This is a genomic window from Streptomyces sp. LaPpAH-108, assembly GCF_000373625.1.
Taxonomy (GTDB): Bacteria; Actinomycetota; Actinomycetes; order Streptomycetales; family Streptomycetaceae; genus Streptomyces.
In genome coordinates this window covers 327,808-347,053 of sequence record NZ_KB891993.1, presented here as the reverse complement: position 1 = coordinate 347,053, position 19,246 = coordinate 327,808, and the positions used below count along the sequence as shown (strand labels likewise).

The window sequence follows — 19,246 nt, the reverse complement described above, 5'->3', positions numbered from 1 at the left end:
TCGTTGTGAAACGGCGGGGGAGCGGGGACGGGGCGGGGACGGGCGGCGGCCGGGAGGGCGCCCCGTCCGCACCGCGTCCGTCCCCGTCGTCGGCAGGTGCGACTCGCTCGGCGGCCCCCCGGACACCCTCGCGCGAGCGGGTGGCTCTACGCTGCCGCCAGCACCGGGGCCGTGCGCGGCCGGGCATAGTAAGACTGACTACAGCACTGTCGACCTCCTCTTCCCAGAACTGGATTCCATGAGCGCCATCTCCGTCGGTCAAGCCGTCGTCCTCGGAGTAGTCGAGGGGGTGACCGAGTTCCTTCCCGTGTCCTCCACCGGCCACCTCAAGATCGCCGAGGGGCTCATGCACATCCCGGTCGACGACAAGTCCGTGGTCGGCTTCTCCGCCGTCATCCAGGTCGGCGCCATCGCCGCCGTGCTCGTGTACTTCTTCAAGGACATCAAGCGGATCATGACCGCCTGGTTCACCGGTCTGGTCCGTCCCCAGGAGCGCTACCGCCACGACTACAAGTTCGCGTGGTGGGTCATCGCGGCGACCATCCCGATCGTGGTGGTGGGTCTGGCCGCCAAGCCGCTGATCGACGGCCCGCTCGCCTCGCTGTGGGTGGTCGCCGGTTCGCTGATCGGCGGCTCGGTCGTCATGTGGTGCGCGGACCAGATGGGCCGCCACAAGCGCGGTGAGGACGACACCTCCTTCAAGGACGCGATGCTGGTCGGCTGCTCGCAGATCCTGGCCCTGCTCTTCCCCGGCTTCTCCCGCTCCGGCGCCACCATGTCGACCGCGCTCATCCTGGACCTCGACCGGGTCGCCGCCACCCGCCTCTCCTTCTTCCTCGGCATCCCGGCCCTGACCGGCGCCGGTATCTACGAGCTGAAGGACGCCCTCGGCGCCGGGGTGGGCGCTGCCCCGCTGGCCGTCGGCACGGGTGTCTCCTTCGTCGTCGCCTACGCCTCCATCGCCTGGCTGCTCAAGTTCGTCGCCAAGCACTCCTTCAACGCCTTCGTGATCTACCGCATCGTGATCGGCGCGCTGCTGTTCGGCCTGCTCGCCACCGGTGTGCTGGCCAGCTGATCCCACACCCTTTCGTCGCGCACGGGGTGCGGAGCCCATATGTGGGTTTCCGCACCCCGTGCGCGCTTTTGCGGAGGGCGTCTTGACATGGTTTCCCCGCACACCGCAGGATCGCCTCCGTGAACCTGTCAGACAGCCAGACAACTGTCCCGGCTCCCCGGCGCGTCAGCGCCATGGAGGCGGTCCTCGGGCATCTGCGCGGCGCGATCGAACGCGGCACCTACGCGATCGGCGACAAGCTGCCCTCCGAGGCCGAGCTGTGCCGCACCCTCGAGGTCTCGCGGCCCGTGCTCCGCGAGGCCCTGCGCGCGCTCCAGACGATGGGTCTCACCGTCTCCCGGACCGGCAAGGGCACCTTCGTCGTCGCCACCACGGTGGCGGACCCCACGTTCGGCGACTACACGGCCGGCCATCTCCTTGAGGTGCGCCGCCATATAGAGGTCCCGGTCGCGGGCTACGCGGCCGAGCGCCGGACCCCGGAGGACCTGGACCGGCTGACCGGACTGCTGGACCGCATGGACCGGGAGACGGACACCACCGCCTGGGTCGCCATGGACACCCTCTTCCATCTGTCCGTCGCCGAGGCCGCGCAGAACCCGGTCTTCCGCAAGGTGATCGAGGAGATCCGGGACGCCCTGGCCCGCCAGTCGGCCTTCCTCACCGAGCTGGCAGGCCGCCGCGAGCAGTCCAACCGGGAGCACCGGGCCATCGTCGAGGCGCTGCTCGACGGCTCCGGACCCGACGCCGCCGAGGCCATGAGCCACCACCTCGACCGCGTCGCCACCAGCCTCGACGGCATCGTCCGTCCGCCCACCCCCGCCGACGCGTGACCCGCGCCCCCGGCCCGTTCCGACCCGTGATGCAGGCAGAGATGTACAGCAGCTTCCCCACCGACGCCCCCGTCGTCCGCGCACCCCGCCATGTGCCCGTCGCCCACCTCGTCCGCGGAGGGATCGTCGAAGGCGTCCACCACGGCTCCGTCGTCGTGCTCGCCGCCGACGGCCGGGTCGAGTTCGCCCTCGGCGACATCGAGGCCGCCTTCTACCCGCGCTCGGCGCTCAAGCCCGTCCAGGCCGTCGCCATGCTCCGGGCCGGGCTGCCGCTCGACGGCGAGCTGCTCTCGCTGGCCGCCGCCAGCCACTCCGGCGAGGAGAGCCACCTCGCGGCCACCCGGCGCCTCCTTGATCTCGGCGGGCTCACCGAGGCCGACCTGCGCAACATCCCCGACCTGCCGTACGACCCGGTCGTCCGGGACGAGTGGATCGCCGCCGGACGCGCCCCCTCCCGGCTCGCCCAGAACTGCTCCGGCAAGCACGCCGCCATGCTGTGGACCGCACGCGTCAACGGCTGGTCCCTGCCCGACTACCTCGACCCGGCCCACCCCCTCCAGCAGGCCGTCGCCCGCACCGTGGAGGAGCTGACCGGGCAGCCCGTCGCCCACGTCACCGTCGACGGCTGCGGGGCACCGCTCTTCGCCGTCTCCCTGCACGGCCTGGCCCGCGCCGCCGCCCGCATCACCACGGCCGCGCCCGGCACGCCCGGGGCACGGGTGGCCGACGCCATGCGCGAGCACGCCGAGACGGCCTCCGGCACCCGCCGGGACGTGGCCGCGCTCATGCGGGCGGTGCCCGGACTGCTCGCCAAGGACGGCTTCGAGGGCGTCCAGGTGGCCGCGCTGCCCGACGGCCGCGCCGTCGCCGTCAAGATCGCCGACGGCGCCGACCGGGCCCGTGTGCCCGTCGCGGCGGCGGCCCTGGCCCGCGCCGGGGTCGACCCGGCCCTGCTCACCGCCTTCGAGGGCCAGGCCCTCCTCGGCGGCGGACGCCCGGTGGGCCGGGTCCGTCCGGTGCCCGAGCTGACCGAGGCCCCGCTGACGCCCTGCGCGTGAGGCGCGGGGCGTGAGACGCGGGGCGTCCGACCGGCCGGGCCGCGACGTTCCGGCCGGTCAGACGTCCTTCGAGCGGGCCGTCCCCTTCGACCGCAGGATCAGGGCCACCACCGCCGCGCCCAGCACCGAGATGCCCGCGACCGTGACGGTTCCCGCCCAGTCCGTGTCGTCGGACGGTGCCGGGGAGGTGGCCGCGGCGACCGGTACGGCCGAGTGCGTCGGCTTCGGCGCGGGGACGGTGCGCAAGCCGTCCAGGGAGCCGACCGGGTCCACCCGGCCCCTCGCCGCGAACCCCCAGTCGAGCAGGGACCGCGCCTCCTCGTAGACCGCGAGGCCGCCGCCCTCCTGAGGGTTCATCACCGTCACCACCAGGGTGTGGCCGCCTTGGCGCGCGGCGGCGACCAGGGTGTTGCCCGCGTTGCTGGTGTAGCCGTTCTTGATGCCGATCAGCCCCGGATAGCGGCCCACCCCGTCCTCGCCGGTCAGCAGCCGGTTGGTGTTCTCGATGCCGAAGGGCAGACCGTCCCCGGGGAACTCGGCCTGCGCGGTGGAGCAGTAGCGGGCGAAGTCGGGGTTGCGCAGCCCCTCCCGCCCGAAGACCGCGAGGTCGAACGCGGAGGACACCTGCCCCGGCGCGTCGTAGCCGTCGGGGGAGACCACATGGGTGTCCAGGGCGCCCAGTGCGTGCGCCTTGGTCTGCATGCGGCTCACCGTCCGCGGCACCCCGCCGTCCAGTGCGGCGAGCACATGGACGGCGTCGTTGCCGGAGCTGAGGAACACTCCGCGCCACAGGTCGGACACCTGATAGGTGTGGCCCTCCTCCACACCGACCAGGCTGCTGCCCTCGCCGACGTCGGCCAGCTCCTCGTAGCGGACGGTGTGCTTCTCCGCCGCGGGCAGCGTCGGCATGACGGTGAGAGCGAACAGTGTCTTCAAGGTGCTCGCCGGGGGCAGCTTGCGGTGGGCGCCGTCCGCCGCCAGGACCTCGCCGGTGTCCGCGTCGGCGACCAGCCAGGACAGGGCCGAGAGCTCCGGCAGCTCGGGCGCACCGCGCAGGGGCCGCACCTGGGGTCCTGAGCCGTAGAGCAGGGAGGGTCGGGGGACGGCCGCGCGGGGGGCCGGGGGTGCGGGTTCCCCCGCGTCGTGTCCGAGGGCGGAGGCGGCCGGTGCGAGGGCCAGCACCCCCGCCGCACACAGGGAACAGATCGACACGGTCGCCCGACGAGAGAATCCGGTGCTCATATGATCAACGTAGGAACGAGAGGGGGGCGCGGCGAGCCACCCGCGCCGGACGGCCCAGCGGAGCAACCCGGATGCCGCACGCGGGAACCCACCCGGCCCAGCCGCAGCCCCCGGCAGCGTGTGCCCCAAGACAGCCGGAGCCCCGGACCGGCGCCCGGCGGGCGTACGCCGTCACGACCTCGCGCCGGACGTCCCCGGACCGTAACGATCCCGGACGTACGGGGACTTGAGCCGCCGCTCCGCACTACCGTGACGACATGTCCACGCCACCGCAGCCCTCGCAGCCTCCTCAGCCGCCCGGACAGCCTGGACCGCCTCCCCAGCCGCCCGCCCAGCCCGCACCGCAGCCGGGACCATCCCCGGCACAGCCCGGCCCGCCCGCGCCGCAGCCCACGGTGCCGCCGCAGCCGACGGCCTACTCCTACCCGAATCCGCAGTCGCCCCCGCAGGCCAACCCCTACGCCCAGCCCTACGGGGCGCCCGCCCAGTTCGGCCCACCACCGGGACCGCCGCCCGGTGCGCCCTCCGGCGGCGGGGGAACGGCCGCCGGACGAGCCGTGCTGTGGGCCGTGGTCGGCGCCGTCGTGGCGTCCGCCGCGTGGGCGGCCGGAGTGTTCCTGATCGGTGCCCCGGGCGACGCGGACCTGCGCGGCTACTCGGCCCCCGCCGACCTGTGCGCGCGTGCCGACTACTCGGCCTTCCAGGACGAGTACCCCTCGGCCGACTCCTCCCCGACGCACAGCTCCCTCAAGGACCCTGCCCTGCACGAGAGTTACTGCAGCCTCGGCCTGAAGAAGCCCGGCTCCTCCTACGCCGACGCCTACCTCTCCCTGCAACTGGACCTGCACCGCAAGACCGACCCCGCACCGGAGTTCACCGCCACCTGGAAGAACTACGACGACAGCCACACGGGTTACGACGTCCGATCCGTCGCGGGCATCGGCGACGAGGCGTACCTGGTGAGCCGGGACACCACCAGCGGCTCCTCCAGCGGCTCCCGCTTCGCGACCCTGGCGGTACGGGACGGCTGGACGACGTACATCATGGGCTACAGCGTCTACCTCACCTCCTACGCCAGCGACAAGAAGCCGCCCGCGCTCGACGACGTCACCGACTGGCTGAAGACCGACACGAAGGCCACCCTGAAGCGCCTCAAGGACTGAGCGGGCCCCGGCCGCGCGCCCTAGGCTGAGGGCATGTTCAGCCCCGAAGGCCCCACCCTGCGCGAACTCGCCGTGCAGGCCCTGTCGTCCGTGGAGCGCGGCTACGACCTGCTCGCGCCGAAGTTCGACCACACCCCCTTCCGGACGCCGGACCCGGTCCTGGAGGCGGTCGCGAAGGCGCTCGGCCCGCTCGGCCCGTACGACGACGGCCTGGACCTGTGCTGCGGCACCGGCGCCGGACTCGACGTGCTGACCGGGCTGTGCCGCCGCAGTGTCACCGGGGTCGACTTCAGCGCCGGGATGCTCGACGTCGCCCGGCAGCGCGCCGCCGGGCCCGGGGAGCCGTCCGTCGCGTGGGTGCGTGCGGACGCCCGCGCGCTGCCCTTCACGGCGGCCTTCGATCTCGTCGTCAGCTTCGGGGCGTTCGGGCACTTCCTGCCCGCGGAACTGCCGGGGCTGTTCGGACAGGTCCACAACTCCCTGCGTCCGGGCGGCACTTTCGCCTTCCCGGTGCTCGCGCCGCCCCGCCCGACGAGCCGCGCCTACTGGGCGCTGCTCGGCTTCGACGCGGCGATGCGGGTGCGCAACTCCGTGTGGCGCCCGCCGTTCGTCATGTACTACCGCCCCTTCCGACTCGGCGACGTCACCCGGGAGTTGACCCGCACCGGCTTCGCCGTCGAGCTGCGCGACCTGCCCGAGTTCGGGCGGCGCGACGACGGCGCTCCGCGCGCCCGGCTCCTCGTCGCCCGGCGCGCGGCGGAGGTCAGCCCGCCGCCGGAAGCGTGAACTCGTAGACCAGCGTGTCCTCTTCGGCGTTCACCACCAGGTCCGTGATCTCCAGCGGGCGCGCGTACTGGTCGCGCACGCGCCGGGTCACCCGCACCGAAGAGGCGTCGCCCACCTGGCTGATGGAGTCCCGGTGGTGCAGGGTCAGCCCCGCCTTGCGCATCCAGTCGTAGGCGCGGCCCAGTTCCGCCGGGGTCGCCCCGTCGGCCCGCTCGCGATAGCGCCCCAGCTCCGCGACCTCGGCCAGCGCCACCGCCGAGAACGAGGTCACCGCCGTGCGCAGCGAGCGGCCGTCGGGCCCCGCCGACAGATAGCGGTGGACCAGCGTCGGCCGGTGCGGGGAGAGGCCCAGCGCCCGTGCGTGCTCCGGCGGCGGCGCCTCCCAGGTCACGGTCGCCCGGTCGACCGCCCCGGGACCGGCGGGCACCGTCCCCACCGGGAAGGTCAGCGACACCGGCTCCTCGACCGGGCGCCCGGGCAGCGTGGCATGACTGCCCCGCCGGTCGGTGCTCAGCATTCCGCCGCGCCGCAGCACGTCCAGTGCCTGCCGGACGGTCGCCCTGCTGACCCCGAAGTGCCGCGCGAGATGTCGTTCCCCCGGCAGCCGTTCACCCGGTGGGATCGTCCCGTCGCGCAGCTCGTCGAGCAACCGGGAGGCGACCCGCTGATACAGGGTCTGCTCGTCGCTCTGCCGGGATTCGTGCGGGGTGGTGCGGGACATGCCGCCCCTCCTGTCGGTGACAAGACGTAGCCGCGCGGGCTCATTGCGCCACCGTATCTAGCATTGGTCTAAACCACTTGGGAAGGGGATTCCTGGTGTTCGGCCGAAATCCTTCGGTGCGCAGCGGGAGTTGAGGGGTTACCGCCGGGACGCCAGGTCGCCCAGGCCGTTCGCGAGCAGCGCGAAGGCGTGCTCCGCGTCGGCCGCCGCGCCCGCGTACCGCTCGTCCGCGGACTCCCCGGCCGTCAGCCGGTCGGCGTTGTCCTGCGCCAGCGCCCAGTGCACGCCGACGATCTGCACCGCCGCGAGACGCGCGGTGAGTTCCGGAGTGTCCGCCGTCTCCCGCAGGGCCTCGGCGAGGGCGCGTTCGGCGACGGTCTTGAACCGTTCCATCCGGGACACCAGGGAGGGCGCGTCGACGATCATCCGGTGCAGCCTGCGCACCGGGGGGAGGTCGTTGAGCCCGGTGATCGGGTCGCGCTCGCGCAGCCCCCTCAGGAAGTGCTCGCGCACCGCGCTCAATGGGTCGGTGCCGGGCACACGGGTCCGCACCACACGAGCCAGCTCGGTCTCATGGTCGGCGAGCCTGTGGACGACGAGGTCTTCCTTGGTCGGGAAGTACGCGAAGAGCGTCCGCTTGGACACCTCGGCCGCCTCGGCCACCTGGGCCACCGAGACCTGGTTGAAGCCGTGCTCCAGGAACAGCGAGATCGCGGCGTCGGAGATCGCCTCACGCGTCCGCTGCTTCTTCCGTTCCCGCAGTCCTGGCTTGCCGTCCACGGCGCCACCGTAACAGAGAGTTGCCCCGAGAGGATTTCTGCACCTGGTATACATTTAACCTCAGGCGAGAGATTGGACTGAAGATGCCGACCGAGACCGAGACCCAGGTCGTCGTCGCGGGCGCGGGCCCCACCGGACTGACGCTGGCGTACGAACTGGCCCTCGCCGGGGTCCAGACCCTGGTGCTGGAGAAGCTGCCGCGGCGCGTCGACCAGGTGAAGGGCGGCGGAGTGCAGCCCCGCACGGCCGAACTGCTGGAGAACCGCGGCCTGTTGGAGCCGCTGCTGAAGCGCGCCACGCCGCGCGAACAGGTGGGCGGCCATTTCGCGACGCTCCCCGTGCCGCTGGACTGCACCCCCTGGAACACCCGGCACCCCTACCCGGTCGCCATCTCCCAGGGCGAGATCGAGGGCGTACTCGAAGAGCGGGCGACCGCCGCCGGGGCACGGGTGCTGCGCGGTACCGCCGTCACCGGGGTCGAGCAGGACGACGACGGCGTGCTCGTGACGACGGACGGGGGCACGGACGCGGACGCCGCGCGCGTGCGGGCGCGGTATCTGGTCGCGTGCGACGGCGGCCACAGCACCGTGCGCAAACTGCTCGGCGTGCCGTTCCCCGGCCGACCCGGGACGCACCAGGCCGTGCTGGCCGACATCCACCTGAGCGCCGTATCGGCGCTGGTGCCACGGCAGTTGGGGCATATGAGCACCCTCACCCGGCAGGGCGGCGGCTACTGGGCCATGCTGGCCCCGCTCGGCGGCGACCGGTACCGGATCACCTTCGGACGCGCGGGCGAGGCCGACACCTCCCGCGACACCCCCGTCGGCCCCGAGGAGATCACCACCGCCCTGCGGGCCGTGTACGGCCCCGAGACCACCCTCGGCGCCGTGGACAACGCCTCCCGGTTCACCGACGCCACCCGCCAGGTCGAGAACTACCGGGTGGGCCGCGTCCTGTTCGCGGGCGACGCCGCGCACATCCACCCGCCCCTGGGCGGCCAGGGCCTCAACCTCGGGATGCAGGACGCCTTCAACCTCGGCTGGAAACTCGCCGCCGTCCTCCAGGACCGGGCACCGAGCGACCTGTTGGACAGCTACCACGCCGAACGCCACCCGGTCGGCGCCCAGGTCCTGCACCACACCTCCGCCCAGCGCGTCCTCGCCGACCCGAACCCCGGCGAGGACGTGGCCGCCCTGCGCGACATCGTCACCGATCTGCTGCGCCTGCCCGACACCAACCGCCACGTCGCGGGCCTGATGTCCGGCCTCTCGCTGCGCTACGACCTGCCCGGCGACCACCCGCTCACCGGTGGGCGCGTGCCCGACGCCGACCTGGTCACCGAGGGCGGTCCCGTCCGGCTGTCGGCGCTCCTCGCCACGGGCCACGCGGTCCTGCTCGACCTGGGCGGCATCGTCCCGGCCGGTCTCCGGCTCCCGCCCCGCGTCGACCTCGTCCGCGCCACGTCCGCCGAGGACCTGGGTGCCACCGCCCTGCTCATCCGGCCCGACGGCTACGCCGGTTGGGCCACCGACGGCGCACCCGGCCCCGGCGCGGACCTCTCCGACGTGATCGCCGAGTGCCTTGGGGGCGCGCGGGACGGGGCCGTGGCCTGATCCCGGGCCCGGGGAGAGGTCTCGAGCGCGGGCGCCTTCCCGCCCGGGGACCGGATCTCAGGCCCGGAACCGGCTCCACTCCGGACCCGTGCGCGCCCAGTCGCGGTCCCACTCGGCCAGACGGCGCCGCAGGGCGACGCGGCGCTCCACGGTGCGGGCCAGGAGGGCGACGGCGATCGTGCCGCCCGCAGCGCACAGGCCCACGGTGACGGTGTGCTGCCAGACGGCCACGTCGTTCGCCGGAGGTGCCACGCTGCGGCCCTGGCGGTCGAACCACACCGTCACCTTGTCCTCGGTGCGCGTCCCGGCGGGCACCCTGGCCTGAGCGGTACGGGTCGTGCCCTCCGGGTCGGTCCAGCGGACCTCGGCGCTGTAGGTGTGTCCCCGGTCACGGTGGACCAGCGGCGAGCGGTCGGTGACCGGCCCGACCACCTGGGCGCTCACCTGGTGCCGCTCGGCACGCTGCGCGGTGGCGCGGGACTGGGCCAGGTCGTGGGCGTGCAGGCCCGCGACCACTCCGGCCAGGGGCGCCACCACGCACAGCAGGACGGCGACCAGCAGCACCGTCCACGCCTCCACCACGTCCGACCGGCGCCGCAGCGGATTGCGCCGCCACCGCCAACCGCGCACCCGGGTACGCATGTCCACCTCCTCGCCGCGACGGGGCCGCGGCCGGAGACCCGGAGAGCGCCGGGGGACCGGCCGGCCACCGCCCGCGTACGCACACGAGCGTTCCCACCCGTTTCGTACCCCGAACGGCGCACCTCGCTCCTCGTGCGCGTCGCGACTTCCCGTCCGCACGGAAGACGGGCCGTTCGGCCTTCCCCGTTCGGCCCACCCGTCGCCCTCCGCCCCGGGCCGATCGTTCGCCCCACGCCCCGATCATTGCGGTCCCGTGAACTCGGGGCGGCCACGGGAATAGCGACACCGGTGTTCACACTTGGGGCGATTACCGGCGCCGTCGCGCCGGACACGGTGCGAGGGAAGCGAGGACAGAGGATGCCCGAGGCGTACGTCTCCACGCGGCACGGCGACCGGGAGACCGAGGTGACGGCCGGTCCGGACCGGCCGGAGCCGGTCCCCGGCCCGCTGCCCGGCAGCGATCCGCGCGTCCTCGACCATCCCGCCCTCGCCGCCCTGACCGGCCCGCACGCCCACTTCGCCGAGCGGCGCGGCCGGGTCCTGCGCTACCCGGCGGACGTCTCCCCGTGGCTCGCGCTCCCCGACGAACCCGACGCGGACGACTGGGCCGACGCCGCCGCCCTGACCGGACCCGGCACGGAGGTGCCGCTGCTCGGCTTCCGCGGCCAGGTGCCGGAGGACTGGGAGGTCACCTTCCGGATCGAGGGCGTCCAGCTGGTGGACGACGGGCTCGTCACCGCGCCCGAACCCGAGGCGATACGGCTCGGCCCGGCCGACGTGCCCGAGATGCTGGACCTCGTCGAGCGCACCCGCCCCGGCCCCTTCCTGCCCCGCACCATCGAACTCGGCACCTATCTGGGCATCCGCCGCGACGGCAGGCTGATCGCCATGGCGGGGGAGCGGCTGCACCCGCCGGGCTGGACCGAGATCAGCGCGGTCTGCACCGACCCGGCCCACCGGGGCGAGGGCCTGGCCACCCGGCTGATCCTCGCCGTGGCGCACGGCATCCGCGCCCGCGGCGAGACGCCCTTCCTGCACACCGGCGCCGCGAACACGACCGCCATCCGGCTCTACGAGTCCCTGGGCTTCCGGCTGCGCCTGCACACCACGTTCGGTGCGGCCCGCGCGCCCGGGCACCGGAGGGTTCCGGTGGCCTAGCGGGTACCGGCGGCACCAACGGTACGGCCGACAGCCGACAGCAGCCGCCGTGGCCGCCCCCCCCCGCCTCCTCCGCCGGGGCCGCCCTCAGCCGGTCCCGGCCCCCGAGGCCCCGGCGTTGTACCGCTCCAGATAGGCCGCGAAGCGGATCAGGTCGTCCTCCGGCCAGTCCGCGAGGCGGGCCCGGAACGCGGCCCGGCGGCTGCTCGTGACCTGGGCCAGGATCTCCCGGCCCGCGTCGGTCAGATGCAGCACCTGCACCCGGTTGTCCTCGGGATCGTGGCGCCGCTCGATCAGCCCGGCCCGCTCCAGCGCCGCGACCTGACGGCTCACCGTCGACTTGTCCAGGGCGTAGTGCGCGGCCAGATCGGTCGCCCGGCAGCCGTCACGCTCCTCCAGATGCCCGAGCAGGGTGTACGACACGAGGGACAGCTCGGGGTGCATCCGGCCCGCCGATGCCCGGGCCCGACGGGCGAACGCCGTCATCTCGCGATGGATCGTCTCCATCGCCGTCTCCGCCGCCGTCATGGGGTCCACCTCCGCCGAATGCCTTCCACGCCATCTCGTTGTATAGTACAACTTGAATCGAAGGTTGTATAAGCCAACTGTCGGAGGTCGTACCCGATGAAGTCCCCGGTGATGTCACCGGCCCTGCGCCATGTGCTCACACATCTGCTCACCCCCCTGCTGATGTGCCTGGGCATGGGGCTGGCCTACATGGGTGCGTTCGTCACCCCGGAGCCGCACCATCTGCCGGTCGCCGTGGTCGGGACGGGGCCGCGCACCGCCGTGTTCGCCCAGACGGTCAAGGACGCCGCGGGGGACAAGCTCGATGTGCGCACCGTTCCCGACCGCGCCACCGCCGTCTCCCTGCTGACGTCCCGGCATGTCACCGGCGCCTATGTGCCCAGCGCACATACCCCCGAGCTGCTGGTGGCGAGCGCCGCCTCCGACATGGGTGCCACCGCTGTGGAAAAGGTCTTCACGCCGGTCGCCGCCCAGGAAGGCGCCCCGCTCAAGGTCACCGACGTGGCCCCGCCCGTCCAGGACGACCCCACCGGACAGGGCCTGTTCTTCCTGCTGATCGCGGTCAGCATCGGCTCCTACGCCTCGGTCGCCGCCATCGGCGCCGCCGGTGCCGCGCTGCCGATGCGGATACGCGCGCTGCTCGCGGTCGGGGTGTCCGCCGTGGTCGCCGGGATCGGCGCCCTGCTCGCCGGGCCGGTCTTCCACCTCGCCCATCACGCGCTCGGCGCGGTGTGGGGGCTGGCCTGGCTCTACTCGGCGGGCATCCTGCTGATCGGCGTCGGCCTGCACACCTTCCTCAAGCGCTGGACCACGCTGACCATGATGGTGCTGTTCGTGATGCTGAACTTCACCAGCTCCGGCGGTCTCTTCCGGCCCGAGCTGCAGAACGGCTTCTTCGGCTCCCTGCACGCCTTCTGGAACGGCGCCGGGTTCGTGGAGGGCGTCCGCTCGCTGCTCTACTTCGGCGACGACGGCCTCGGCCGCACCGTGTGGACCCTCGTGGCCTGGCTCGCCGTCGGCCTCGCCGTCACCGCGATCGCGGGCGCCTGGGAACGCTCCCGTGCCGCCCTGACCCCGGCCACCGAGCCGCGCACCGCCCCCGCCGCCCCGGAGAAGGCCGAGCGGACGGCCGACCAGGAGGCCGAGGAAGAGACCGAGGAGACGGTGGCCGTCTGAGCCACCCCGGCCACCCGCACCGGCACCGGCACCGGCACCCTCACCCCCCTGCGCCCCCTCACGGCAGCTCCGCCGCCCGGGCGATCAGCACCGCCACATCGTCGTGGCTCTCCGCGTCGTACAACCGGTCCAGGAGGAGATCGCAGACCTCCTCCAGGGGGCGGCCCGGGGTGTCCAGCAGGGAGAGCAGCAGGTCGAGCCGTTCGTCCAGGGAGTGGGCGCGGGTCTCCACCAGGCCGTCGGTGTAGAGGACCAGCTCGTCCCCGGGCTCGAAGGAGACCGTCACGGCGGAGAAGCCCACGTCGCCGACCCCGAGCGGCACCCCCGTGGGCAGGCGGAGCAGTTCCGGCGGGTGTCCGGGCCGTACCCGCACCGGGGGCAGATGCCCCGCGGAGGCGATCCGGCACTGGCGCAGCTTCGGGTCGTAGACGGCGTACACGCAGGTGGCGATGGAGTCGTCCAGCGCCGAGGTGGCCTTGTCCAGGCGCTCCAGCAGGGCCGCCGGGTCCAGGTCCAGGGAGGCCAGCGTGATCGTCGCGGTGCGCAGCAGGCCCATGGTGGCGGCGGCGTTGATGCCGCTGCCCATCACGTCACCGACGACCAGCGCGGTCTTGCCGCCCGCCACCGGGATGACGTCGAACCAGTCGCCGCCGACCTCCCCGGCCGCGCCCGCGGGCTGGTAGCGCGAGGCCACCGCCAGGCCGGTCGTCTCCGGCGGGCTGCTCGGCAGCAGGCTGCGCTGGAGGGCGAGCGCGGTGTTGCGGGCGTTCTGGTACCAGCGGGCGTTGTCGATCTGCACCGCGGCCCGCGCCGCCAGCTCCCGGGCCAGCAGCACGTCGTCCTCGTCGAACGGCACCGGATTGCTCGTGCGCTTCAGATCCAGCGCGCCCAGCACCTCGCCCCGGGCGATCAGCGGCACCGCGAGATACGAGTGCAGCCCCGCCCGCCGCAGCAGCCCGGCCGCTTCGGCCGAACGGGCGATGCGCGGCAGGTCCTCCTCGGTCACGGCCCGCACCAGCACCACCTCGCCGGTGCGGACGCACTCGGTGACCAGCCGGTCCGGCGCGTACCGGGCGATCCCGCCCGGGGTGTCGGCGGCCCGTACCGCGTCGCCGCCGTCCTCCGGGCGCAACGCGAGGGCCCGGATCACGGCCGTCTGGGTGGGGGTGAGCGTGCTGCGGCGTCCGTCGAGCACCGCGTCCAGCAGGTCGACGGCGGCCACGTCGGCCAGCACCGGCACCGCGACCTCCGCCAGCTCGCAGGCCGTGCGCTCCAGCTCCAGCGTCGTACCGATCCGGGAGGTCGCGTCCGCGATCACCGCGAGCCTGCGCCGCGCCGCCTCCACCTGCACGAACGCGCGATGCTGCGCGGTGATGTCGTCCAGGGAGAGGGCGACGCCGAGGACATTGCCGCTGGAGTCCTCCAGGCGGTACAGCGACAGGGCCCAGGTGTGGTCCGCGTCCGGGTCGGCCGGGGTGCGGCCGATGACGCTGCGGTCGATCACCGGCTCGCCCGTGCCGAGCACCCCGCGTGCCGTCTCCTCCAGGGTCTCGGGGTCCAGCAGCGGCAGCACCTCGCGCGGCGTACGCCCCTTGTGGCGCTCGGCCGCGAGGCCGCTGAGCTGAGCGAAGGACGGGTTGACCGAGACGAACCGCAGCCCCGTGTCCAGTACGGCGAGCCCGATCGGCGACTGGTGCACCATCCGCTCGGAGAGCGCCACGTCCTGTTCGAGGCGCCGTACGGTCGACTGATCGGCGGCCAGCCCCAGCGCGTACACATCGCCCCGGTCATTGAGGAGCCGCATGTTGCGGAACTCCACCAGCCGGGTGCTGCCGTCCTTGTGGCGGATCGGGAAGCCGCCCGCCCAGCTCTGCCCGGTGCTCATCACGGTGGCGAACAGCTCGATGACCAGTTCCAGATGGCGTTCGTGCACCATCAGGCGGGCCGCGTACTGGCCCAGCGCCTCGTGCGCCGTGTAGCCGAACAGCGCTTCCGCCTGCGGGCTCCACAGCACGATCCGCCCGCTGGGGTCCAGGACCACCGAGGCCACGCCGAGCACGTCGAGGAGCCCGCCGGGGCGCTCGGGGCCCCGCTCGGGCTCGCCGCCGTCCAGCGCGCCGGTCCCGGCCGTACTCATCCCACGCACCGCCTTCGCCCGTCCGCCCGGCACGCCGTCACCGGGCCGGCTCCCCATGCTCCACCGTGCACATCGACTCTCCGCCGCCGTGGCCGTTCTGACTCCACCATCCCTCAACACGGGGCCGCGCGAACGTCGGCGCCCCGGACACCGGCGCCACCGCGGCCGGGACACGGCGGACCGCGATCGTCTCCCGTGGCGACGTATGTCACACCCCGTTGTTCACACCACGTTCCCTGATTGGTATGTACATGCCCGTGCGGCCGGGCCAGACTGTCCGCCGACCGAATGTCCCACCCCCCTTATTTTTTCAAGGAGTCGGCCCATGCCCGCGCCCGCCCGGCTGCGCTGTCAAGCGTTAGTCACCGGCCTCGTCACCCTCGCCACCGCCGCCGTCATGACCCTCGGCGCCACCCCCGCCTCGGCGGCGGACACCTGGACCGAGACCGGTTCCGACCGCGCCGACCCGCTGACCGAGAGCCAGGGTCTGACCTCCGTCGAGGTCCCGGCGAACAGCCCCAACCACTACACCGGCATCGGCACCATCCCGCTGGGTCTGTCGACCCGGGGCTGGAACCACGTCGGCGACCCGGACGCCTCGTACAACGGCTACTCCATCGAGCCCTACCAGCGGGACTCCGGCAACTCCAAGATGTACCGGGTGCAGGCACCCGGCGGCGCCTGGTCGGAGTACGTCCACACGCTGGCCCCCGGCGAGGCCATCAACAACTCCTGGGACGCCATCTCGCCCGACGGCCAGTGGATGCTCTCGGGGGAGTGGGGCACGATGAACCGCCTCCTGGTCTTCCCCACCCCCGGCATCAACGCCTCCACCTCGCCCTCGGCCGACCTGCCGCTCGCCTCCACGGTCCAGCTGGACCACCCGGTGCGTGACGTGCAGGGCTGCGACTTCTCGGGCCCGACCACGCTGCTGTGCTCCTCCGACGATCCGGAGGGCTCGCTGTTCGGCATGACCAAGCCGCTGCTCCAGATCGACCTGTCGGCGCAGCCCAGCGGCAGCGGCAATGTCTCCGGGCACGTCACGGCCCTGCGCCAGCTGCCCCTGCGCAGCTCCTGCTCCGGGAACTTCGAGGCCGAGGGCATCGACTACGACCGCCGCACCGGCACCCTGCGGGTGATCGTGATGTCGCCCGGGTTCTGCGTGCTGACGGACAGCAAGACGTACAAGTTCACGCGCGGCTGACCGTGCTCCCACGCGGCTGACGGCCGCACCGGGCACGGCCGCCTCCCCCGGACGGGGCGAGGCGGCCGTGCCCTTCCGTCGCCCGTCTCCCGTGCGTGGGCCGCGTCCCCCGGGGTACCCGTCCGGCGGCACGGCCAGGGAAAGGAGCGGTCATGAGCAATCCGGAGCCGTCGCACCCGGAAAGCGTCTCGGTGGAGATCAGCGGATGCTCCAAGGAGGACGCCCGGGTGGTCTTCGACGTACTGAGCGCCTGCTTCGCCTCCGACCGGGACACGGGCGAGGTCCCGCAGCAACTGCACGAGACCCGCCCGATGGTGTGGCTCGGCACCTATGTCGTCACCGAGGCCCGCGAGGGCTGCGAGCCCGCCCGGCTCGACGCGTCCGTCCTCGCGGACGTGCAGGGCGGCTACTGGGCGGTGGACCGGTTCCGCCACACCCTCGACGACATCTTCACCGTCCACGAGACCGGCACCGCCTCCGGCGACCAGGAACGCGAACTCCATCTGCGCCTGGAAAGCCGCTGACGCGGACCGAAGCCCCCGTACGCCCCGGCCGGTTCACATACCGGCCGGGGCGAACTGCGCCTCGCCGTTCCCGAACGACCAGTCCACCGGCTCGCTCTCGGTCACGGTGATCAGCACGTTGCGCGGCTCGGTGCCCGCGTACGCCTGTGCCAGCTCGGCGATCCGGCGGTAGAGGGCGCGCTTCTGGCCGGGGGTCCGGCCCGAGCGCATCGTGATCGCCACGAAGACGATCCCCTCGTCCCGGTGGATGCCCAGGAAGTCGTCGTAGCGCAGGGTGCCGTGCGTGCCGTCGTGACCGGTGAGCACCTGGAAGCGGTCGTCGGGCGGCACGCCCAGCGTCTCCACCAGGGCCTCCTGCACCGCGCGGCCGAGCGCGTCCAGACGGCCGGGGTCGACGCCGAGCGTGTCGATACGGACGAAGGGCATGGGAGTTCCTTCCGTTGCTGCCGCGATCTTCTTGCTCCGTGAGTGTACATACTAGTAGTTACAGAAGCGGGCCGCTCTTTGTGCAACTAGTTGCACAAACCCGGGAGGTTGCTCTACAACAAAGGTCGACCGCATTTCGCACGGAGGGCCCGATGAGCCGTTACCCGCACCTGATGTCCCCGCTCGACCTGGGATTCACCACACTCCCCAACCGCGTGCTCATGGGCTCCATGCACGTGGGCCTGGAGGAGGCCGAGCGCGGGTTCGAGCGGATGGCGGCGTTCTACGCGGCCCGTGCGCGCGGGGGAGTGGGCCTGATCGTCACCGGCGGCATCGCCCCCAACGACGAGGGGCGCCCCTACGAGGGCGGTGCCAGGCTCACCACCGAGGCGGAGGCCGAGCGGCACCGGGTCGTCACCGACGCCGTCCACCGCGAGGGCGGCCGGATCGCGATGCAGATCCTGCACTTCGGCCGCTACGCCTACCACCGCGACCTGGCCGCCCCGAGCCCCCTCCAGGCCCCGATCAGCCCCTTCGTCCCGCGCGAACTCACCGACGCGGACGTGGAGCGGACCATCGACGACTACGTCCGCGCCGCCCGCCTCGCCCGGCACGCCGGATACGACGGCGTCGAGATCATGGGCTCCGAGGGCTACCTGATCAACGAGTTCATCGCGTCCGGCACCAACCACCGCACCGACCGCTGGGGCGGCTCGTACGAGAACCGGATGCGGTTCCCCGTCGAGATCGTCCGCCGCGTCCGCGAGGCCGTCGGCGAGGACTTCGTCATCGTCTACCGGCTCTCCATGCTGGACCTGGTCCCCGGCGGCTCCACGCTGCCCGAGGTCGTCACCCTCGCCAAGGCCGTCGAGGCGGCCGGGGCCACGATCATCAACACCGGCATCGGCTGGCACGAGGCGCGCATCCCCACCATCGCCACCTCCGTGCCGCGCGGCGCCTACACCTGGGTCACCAAGAAGCTCATGGGCGAGGTGTCCGTCCCGCTGGTGACCACCAACCGCATCAACACCCCCGACCTCGCCGAGCAGTTGCTCGCGGACGGCGTCGCCGACATGGTCTCCGTGGCCCGGCCGATGCTGGCGGACCCCGACTTCGTCGCCAAGGCCGCCGCAGGCACCCCGGAGGCCATCAACACCTGCATCGGCTGCAACCAGGCGTGCCTGGACCACACGTTCAGCGGCAAGATCACCTCCTGCCTGGTCAACCCGCGCGCCTGCCACGAGACCGAACTCGTGCTCTCCCCGACCCGGCTGCGCAGGCGCGTCGCCGTCGTCGGCGCCGGTCCGGCCGGGCTCGCCTGCGCCGTCACCGCCGCCGAACGCGGCCACGCCGTCACCCTGTTCGACGCCGCGAGCGAGATCGGCGGCCAGCTCAACGTCGCCCGCAAGGTCCCCGGCAAGCAGGAGTTCGACGAGACCCTGCGCTACTTCCGCCACCAGCTCGCCGCCCACGACGTCGACGTACGCCTGAACACCCGCGTCGGCGCCGACGACCTCACCGGCTACGACGAGATCGTGGTCGCCACCGGCGTCACCCCGCGCACCCCCGACATCCCCGGCGCCGACCACCCGCGCGTCCTCGGCTACCTCGACGTGCTGCGCGACGGCGCCCCCGTCGGCGACCGCGTGGCCGTGCTCGGCGCGGGCGGCATCGGCTTCGACGTCGCCGAGTTCCTCACCGACGGCGGCCACAAGGCGAGCGAGGACCCCGCGACGTACTTCCGGCACTGGGGCGTCGACACCGACTACGCCGCACCCGGCGGCCTCGCCGCGCCCAGCCGCCCCGCGCCCCCGCGCACCGTCCACCTCCTCCAGCGCAAGACCAGCAAGGTCGGCGCCGGACTCGGCAAGACCACCGGCTGGATCCACCGCACCGAGCTGAAACACCGGGGCGTCACCATGGTCCCCGGCGTGCGCTACGACCGCATCGACGACGCCGGGCTCCACATCACCGTCGACGGCGAGAGCACGGTCCTGGAGGTGGACACCGTGGTGCTGTGCACCGGGCAGGAACCCCGCCGCGACCTCTACGACACGCTGATCGCCGCCGGGCGGAGCGCGCACCTCATCGGCGGCGCCGACGTCGCGGCCGAACTGGACGCCAAGCGCGCCATCAAGCAGGGCACCGAGCTGGCGGCGAGCCTGTAGGGGGTGTCTCCCTAG

Annotated in this window: 18 protein-coding genes; 11 read left to right on the top strand and 7 right to left on the bottom strand. The window is 73.1% G+C overall.

Going from position 1 to position 19,246, the window contains the following annotated elements:
* The first annotated feature begins 238 nt into the window (after positions 1-238).
* The 3 genes from B079_RS0113065 to B079_RS0113055 all read left to right on the top strand — a co-directional run bounded on the left by B079_RS0113065 (position 239) and on the right by B079_RS0113055 (position 2,963).
* Entirely contained in the window at positions 239-1,075 is an 837-nt protein-coding gene (locus tag B079_RS0113065; protein ID WP_018546256.1) for an undecaprenyl-diphosphate phosphatase, read from the top strand.
* A 173-nt stretch (positions 1,076-1,248) separates the two neighbouring features.
* On the top strand, positions 1,249-1,905 hold the full coding sequence (locus tag B079_RS0113060; protein WP_018546255.1) for a FadR/GntR family transcriptional regulator: 657 nt from the start codon (positions 1,249-1,251) through the stop codon (positions 1,903-1,905).
* Positions 1,906-1,946: 41 nt separating this feature from the next.
* Positions 1,947-2,963: an asparaginase gene (locus B079_RS0113055; protein WP_018546254.1), complete on the top strand. Its 1,017-nt coding sequence runs from the start codon at positions 1,947-1,949 to the stop codon at positions 2,961-2,963.
* A 57-nt stretch (positions 2,964-3,020) separates the two neighbouring features.
* Here B079_RS0113055 and B079_RS31925 read toward each other — a convergent pair whose 3' ends face one another.
* On the bottom strand, positions 3,021-4,205 hold the full coding sequence (locus B079_RS31925) for a D-alanyl-D-alanine carboxypeptidase family protein (RefSeq protein ID WP_037801489.1): 1,185 nt from the start codon (positions 4,203-4,205) through the stop codon (positions 3,021-3,023).
* 257 nt (positions 4,206-4,462) lie between these two features.
* On the opposite strand from B079_RS31925, the gene B079_RS0113045 reads away from it, so the two are divergent.
* A complete protein-coding gene (locus tag B079_RS0113045; RefSeq protein WP_234016785.1) occupies positions 4,463-5,368 on the top strand; it encodes a hypothetical protein in 906 nt (301 codons plus the stop codon).
* A 33-nt stretch (positions 5,369-5,401) separates the two neighbouring features.
* Entirely contained in the window at positions 5,402-6,154 is a 753-nt protein-coding gene (locus B079_RS0113040) for a class I SAM-dependent methyltransferase (RefSeq protein ID WP_018546251.1), read from the top strand.
* On the opposite strand, the gene B079_RS0113035 is transcribed toward B079_RS0113040, so the two are convergent.
* A complete protein-coding gene (locus tag B079_RS0113035) occupies positions 6,132-6,875 on the bottom strand; it encodes a GntR family transcriptional regulator (protein WP_018546250.1) in 744 nt (247 codons plus the stop codon). The genes B079_RS0113040 and B079_RS0113035 overlap by 23 nt on opposite strands.
* Before the next feature lie 138 nt (positions 6,876-7,013).
* On the bottom strand, positions 7,014-7,655 hold the full coding sequence (locus B079_RS0113030; RefSeq protein WP_018546249.1) for a TetR/AcrR family transcriptional regulator: 642 nt from the start codon (positions 7,653-7,655) through the stop codon (positions 7,014-7,016).
* Between the two features lie 83 nt (positions 7,656-7,738).
* On the opposite strand from B079_RS0113030, the gene B079_RS0113025 reads away from it, so the two are divergent.
* Complete coding sequence (locus B079_RS0113025) at positions 7,739-9,268, top strand: FAD-dependent oxidoreductase (RefSeq protein ID WP_018546248.1); 1,530 nt, start codon at positions 7,739-7,741, stop codon at positions 9,266-9,268.
* A 57-nt stretch (positions 9,269-9,325) separates the two neighbouring features.
* Here the strand turns inward: B079_RS0113025 and B079_RS0113020 are convergent, their stop codons facing one another.
* Positions 9,326-9,910, bottom strand: coding sequence for a DUF3592 domain-containing protein (locus B079_RS0113020; RefSeq protein ID WP_018546247.1), 585 nt, complete (start codon positions 9,908-9,910; stop codon positions 9,326-9,328).
* Positions 9,911-10,267: 357 nt separating this feature from the next.
* Between B079_RS0113020 and B079_RS0113015 the strand changes: the two genes are divergently transcribed.
* Positions 10,268-11,068, top strand: coding sequence for a GNAT family N-acetyltransferase (locus B079_RS0113015; RefSeq protein WP_018546246.1), 801 nt, complete (start codon positions 10,268-10,270; stop codon positions 11,066-11,068).
* An 87-nt stretch (positions 11,069-11,155) separates the two neighbouring features.
* Here B079_RS0113015 and B079_RS0113010 read toward each other — a convergent pair whose 3' ends face one another.
* Positions 11,156-11,596, bottom strand: coding sequence for a MarR family winged helix-turn-helix transcriptional regulator (locus tag B079_RS0113010; RefSeq protein ID WP_018546245.1), 441 nt, complete (start codon positions 11,594-11,596; stop codon positions 11,156-11,158).
* Between the two features lie 96 nt (positions 11,597-11,692).
* On the opposite strand from B079_RS0113010, the gene B079_RS0113005 reads away from it, so the two are divergent.
* The gene (locus tag B079_RS0113005) at positions 11,693-12,772 is read left to right on the top strand and encodes a hypothetical protein (RefSeq protein WP_018546244.1); all 1,080 of its coding nucleotides are present in this window, start codon (positions 11,693-11,695) and stop codon (positions 12,770-12,772) included.
* 58 nt (positions 12,773-12,830) lie between these two features.
* Here B079_RS0113005 and B079_RS0113000 read toward each other — a convergent pair whose 3' ends face one another.
* Positions 12,831-14,909: a SpoIIE family protein phosphatase gene (locus tag B079_RS0113000; RefSeq protein WP_018546243.1), complete on the bottom strand. Its 2,079-nt coding sequence runs from the start codon at positions 14,907-14,909 to the stop codon at positions 12,831-12,833.
* 325 nt (positions 14,910-15,234) lie between these two features.
* Between B079_RS0113000 and B079_RS0112995 the strand changes: the two genes are divergently transcribed.
* Both B079_RS0112995 and B079_RS0112990 read left to right on the top strand, forming a co-directional pair.
* Complete coding sequence (locus B079_RS0112995; protein WP_018546242.1) at positions 15,235-16,113, top strand: hypothetical protein; 879 nt, start codon at positions 15,235-15,237, stop codon at positions 16,111-16,113.
* 152 nt (positions 16,114-16,265) lie between these two features.
* Positions 16,266-16,637, top strand: coding sequence for a hypothetical protein (locus B079_RS0112990; protein WP_018546241.1), 372 nt, complete (start codon positions 16,266-16,268; stop codon positions 16,635-16,637).
* Between the two features lie 33 nt (positions 16,638-16,670).
* Here B079_RS0112990 and B079_RS0112985 read toward each other — a convergent pair whose 3' ends face one another.
* Complete coding sequence (locus B079_RS0112985; RefSeq protein WP_018546240.1) at positions 16,671-17,063, bottom strand: tautomerase family protein; 393 nt, start codon at positions 17,061-17,063, stop codon at positions 16,671-16,673.
* Between the two features lie 152 nt (positions 17,064-17,215).
* On the opposite strand from B079_RS0112985, the gene B079_RS0112980 reads away from it, so the two are divergent.
* On the top strand, positions 17,216-19,231 hold the full coding sequence (locus tag B079_RS0112980) for an NADPH-dependent 2,4-dienoyl-CoA reductase (RefSeq protein WP_018546239.1): 2,016 nt from the start codon (positions 17,216-17,218) through the stop codon (positions 19,229-19,231).
* Positions 19,232-19,246: the final 15 nt, after the last annotated feature.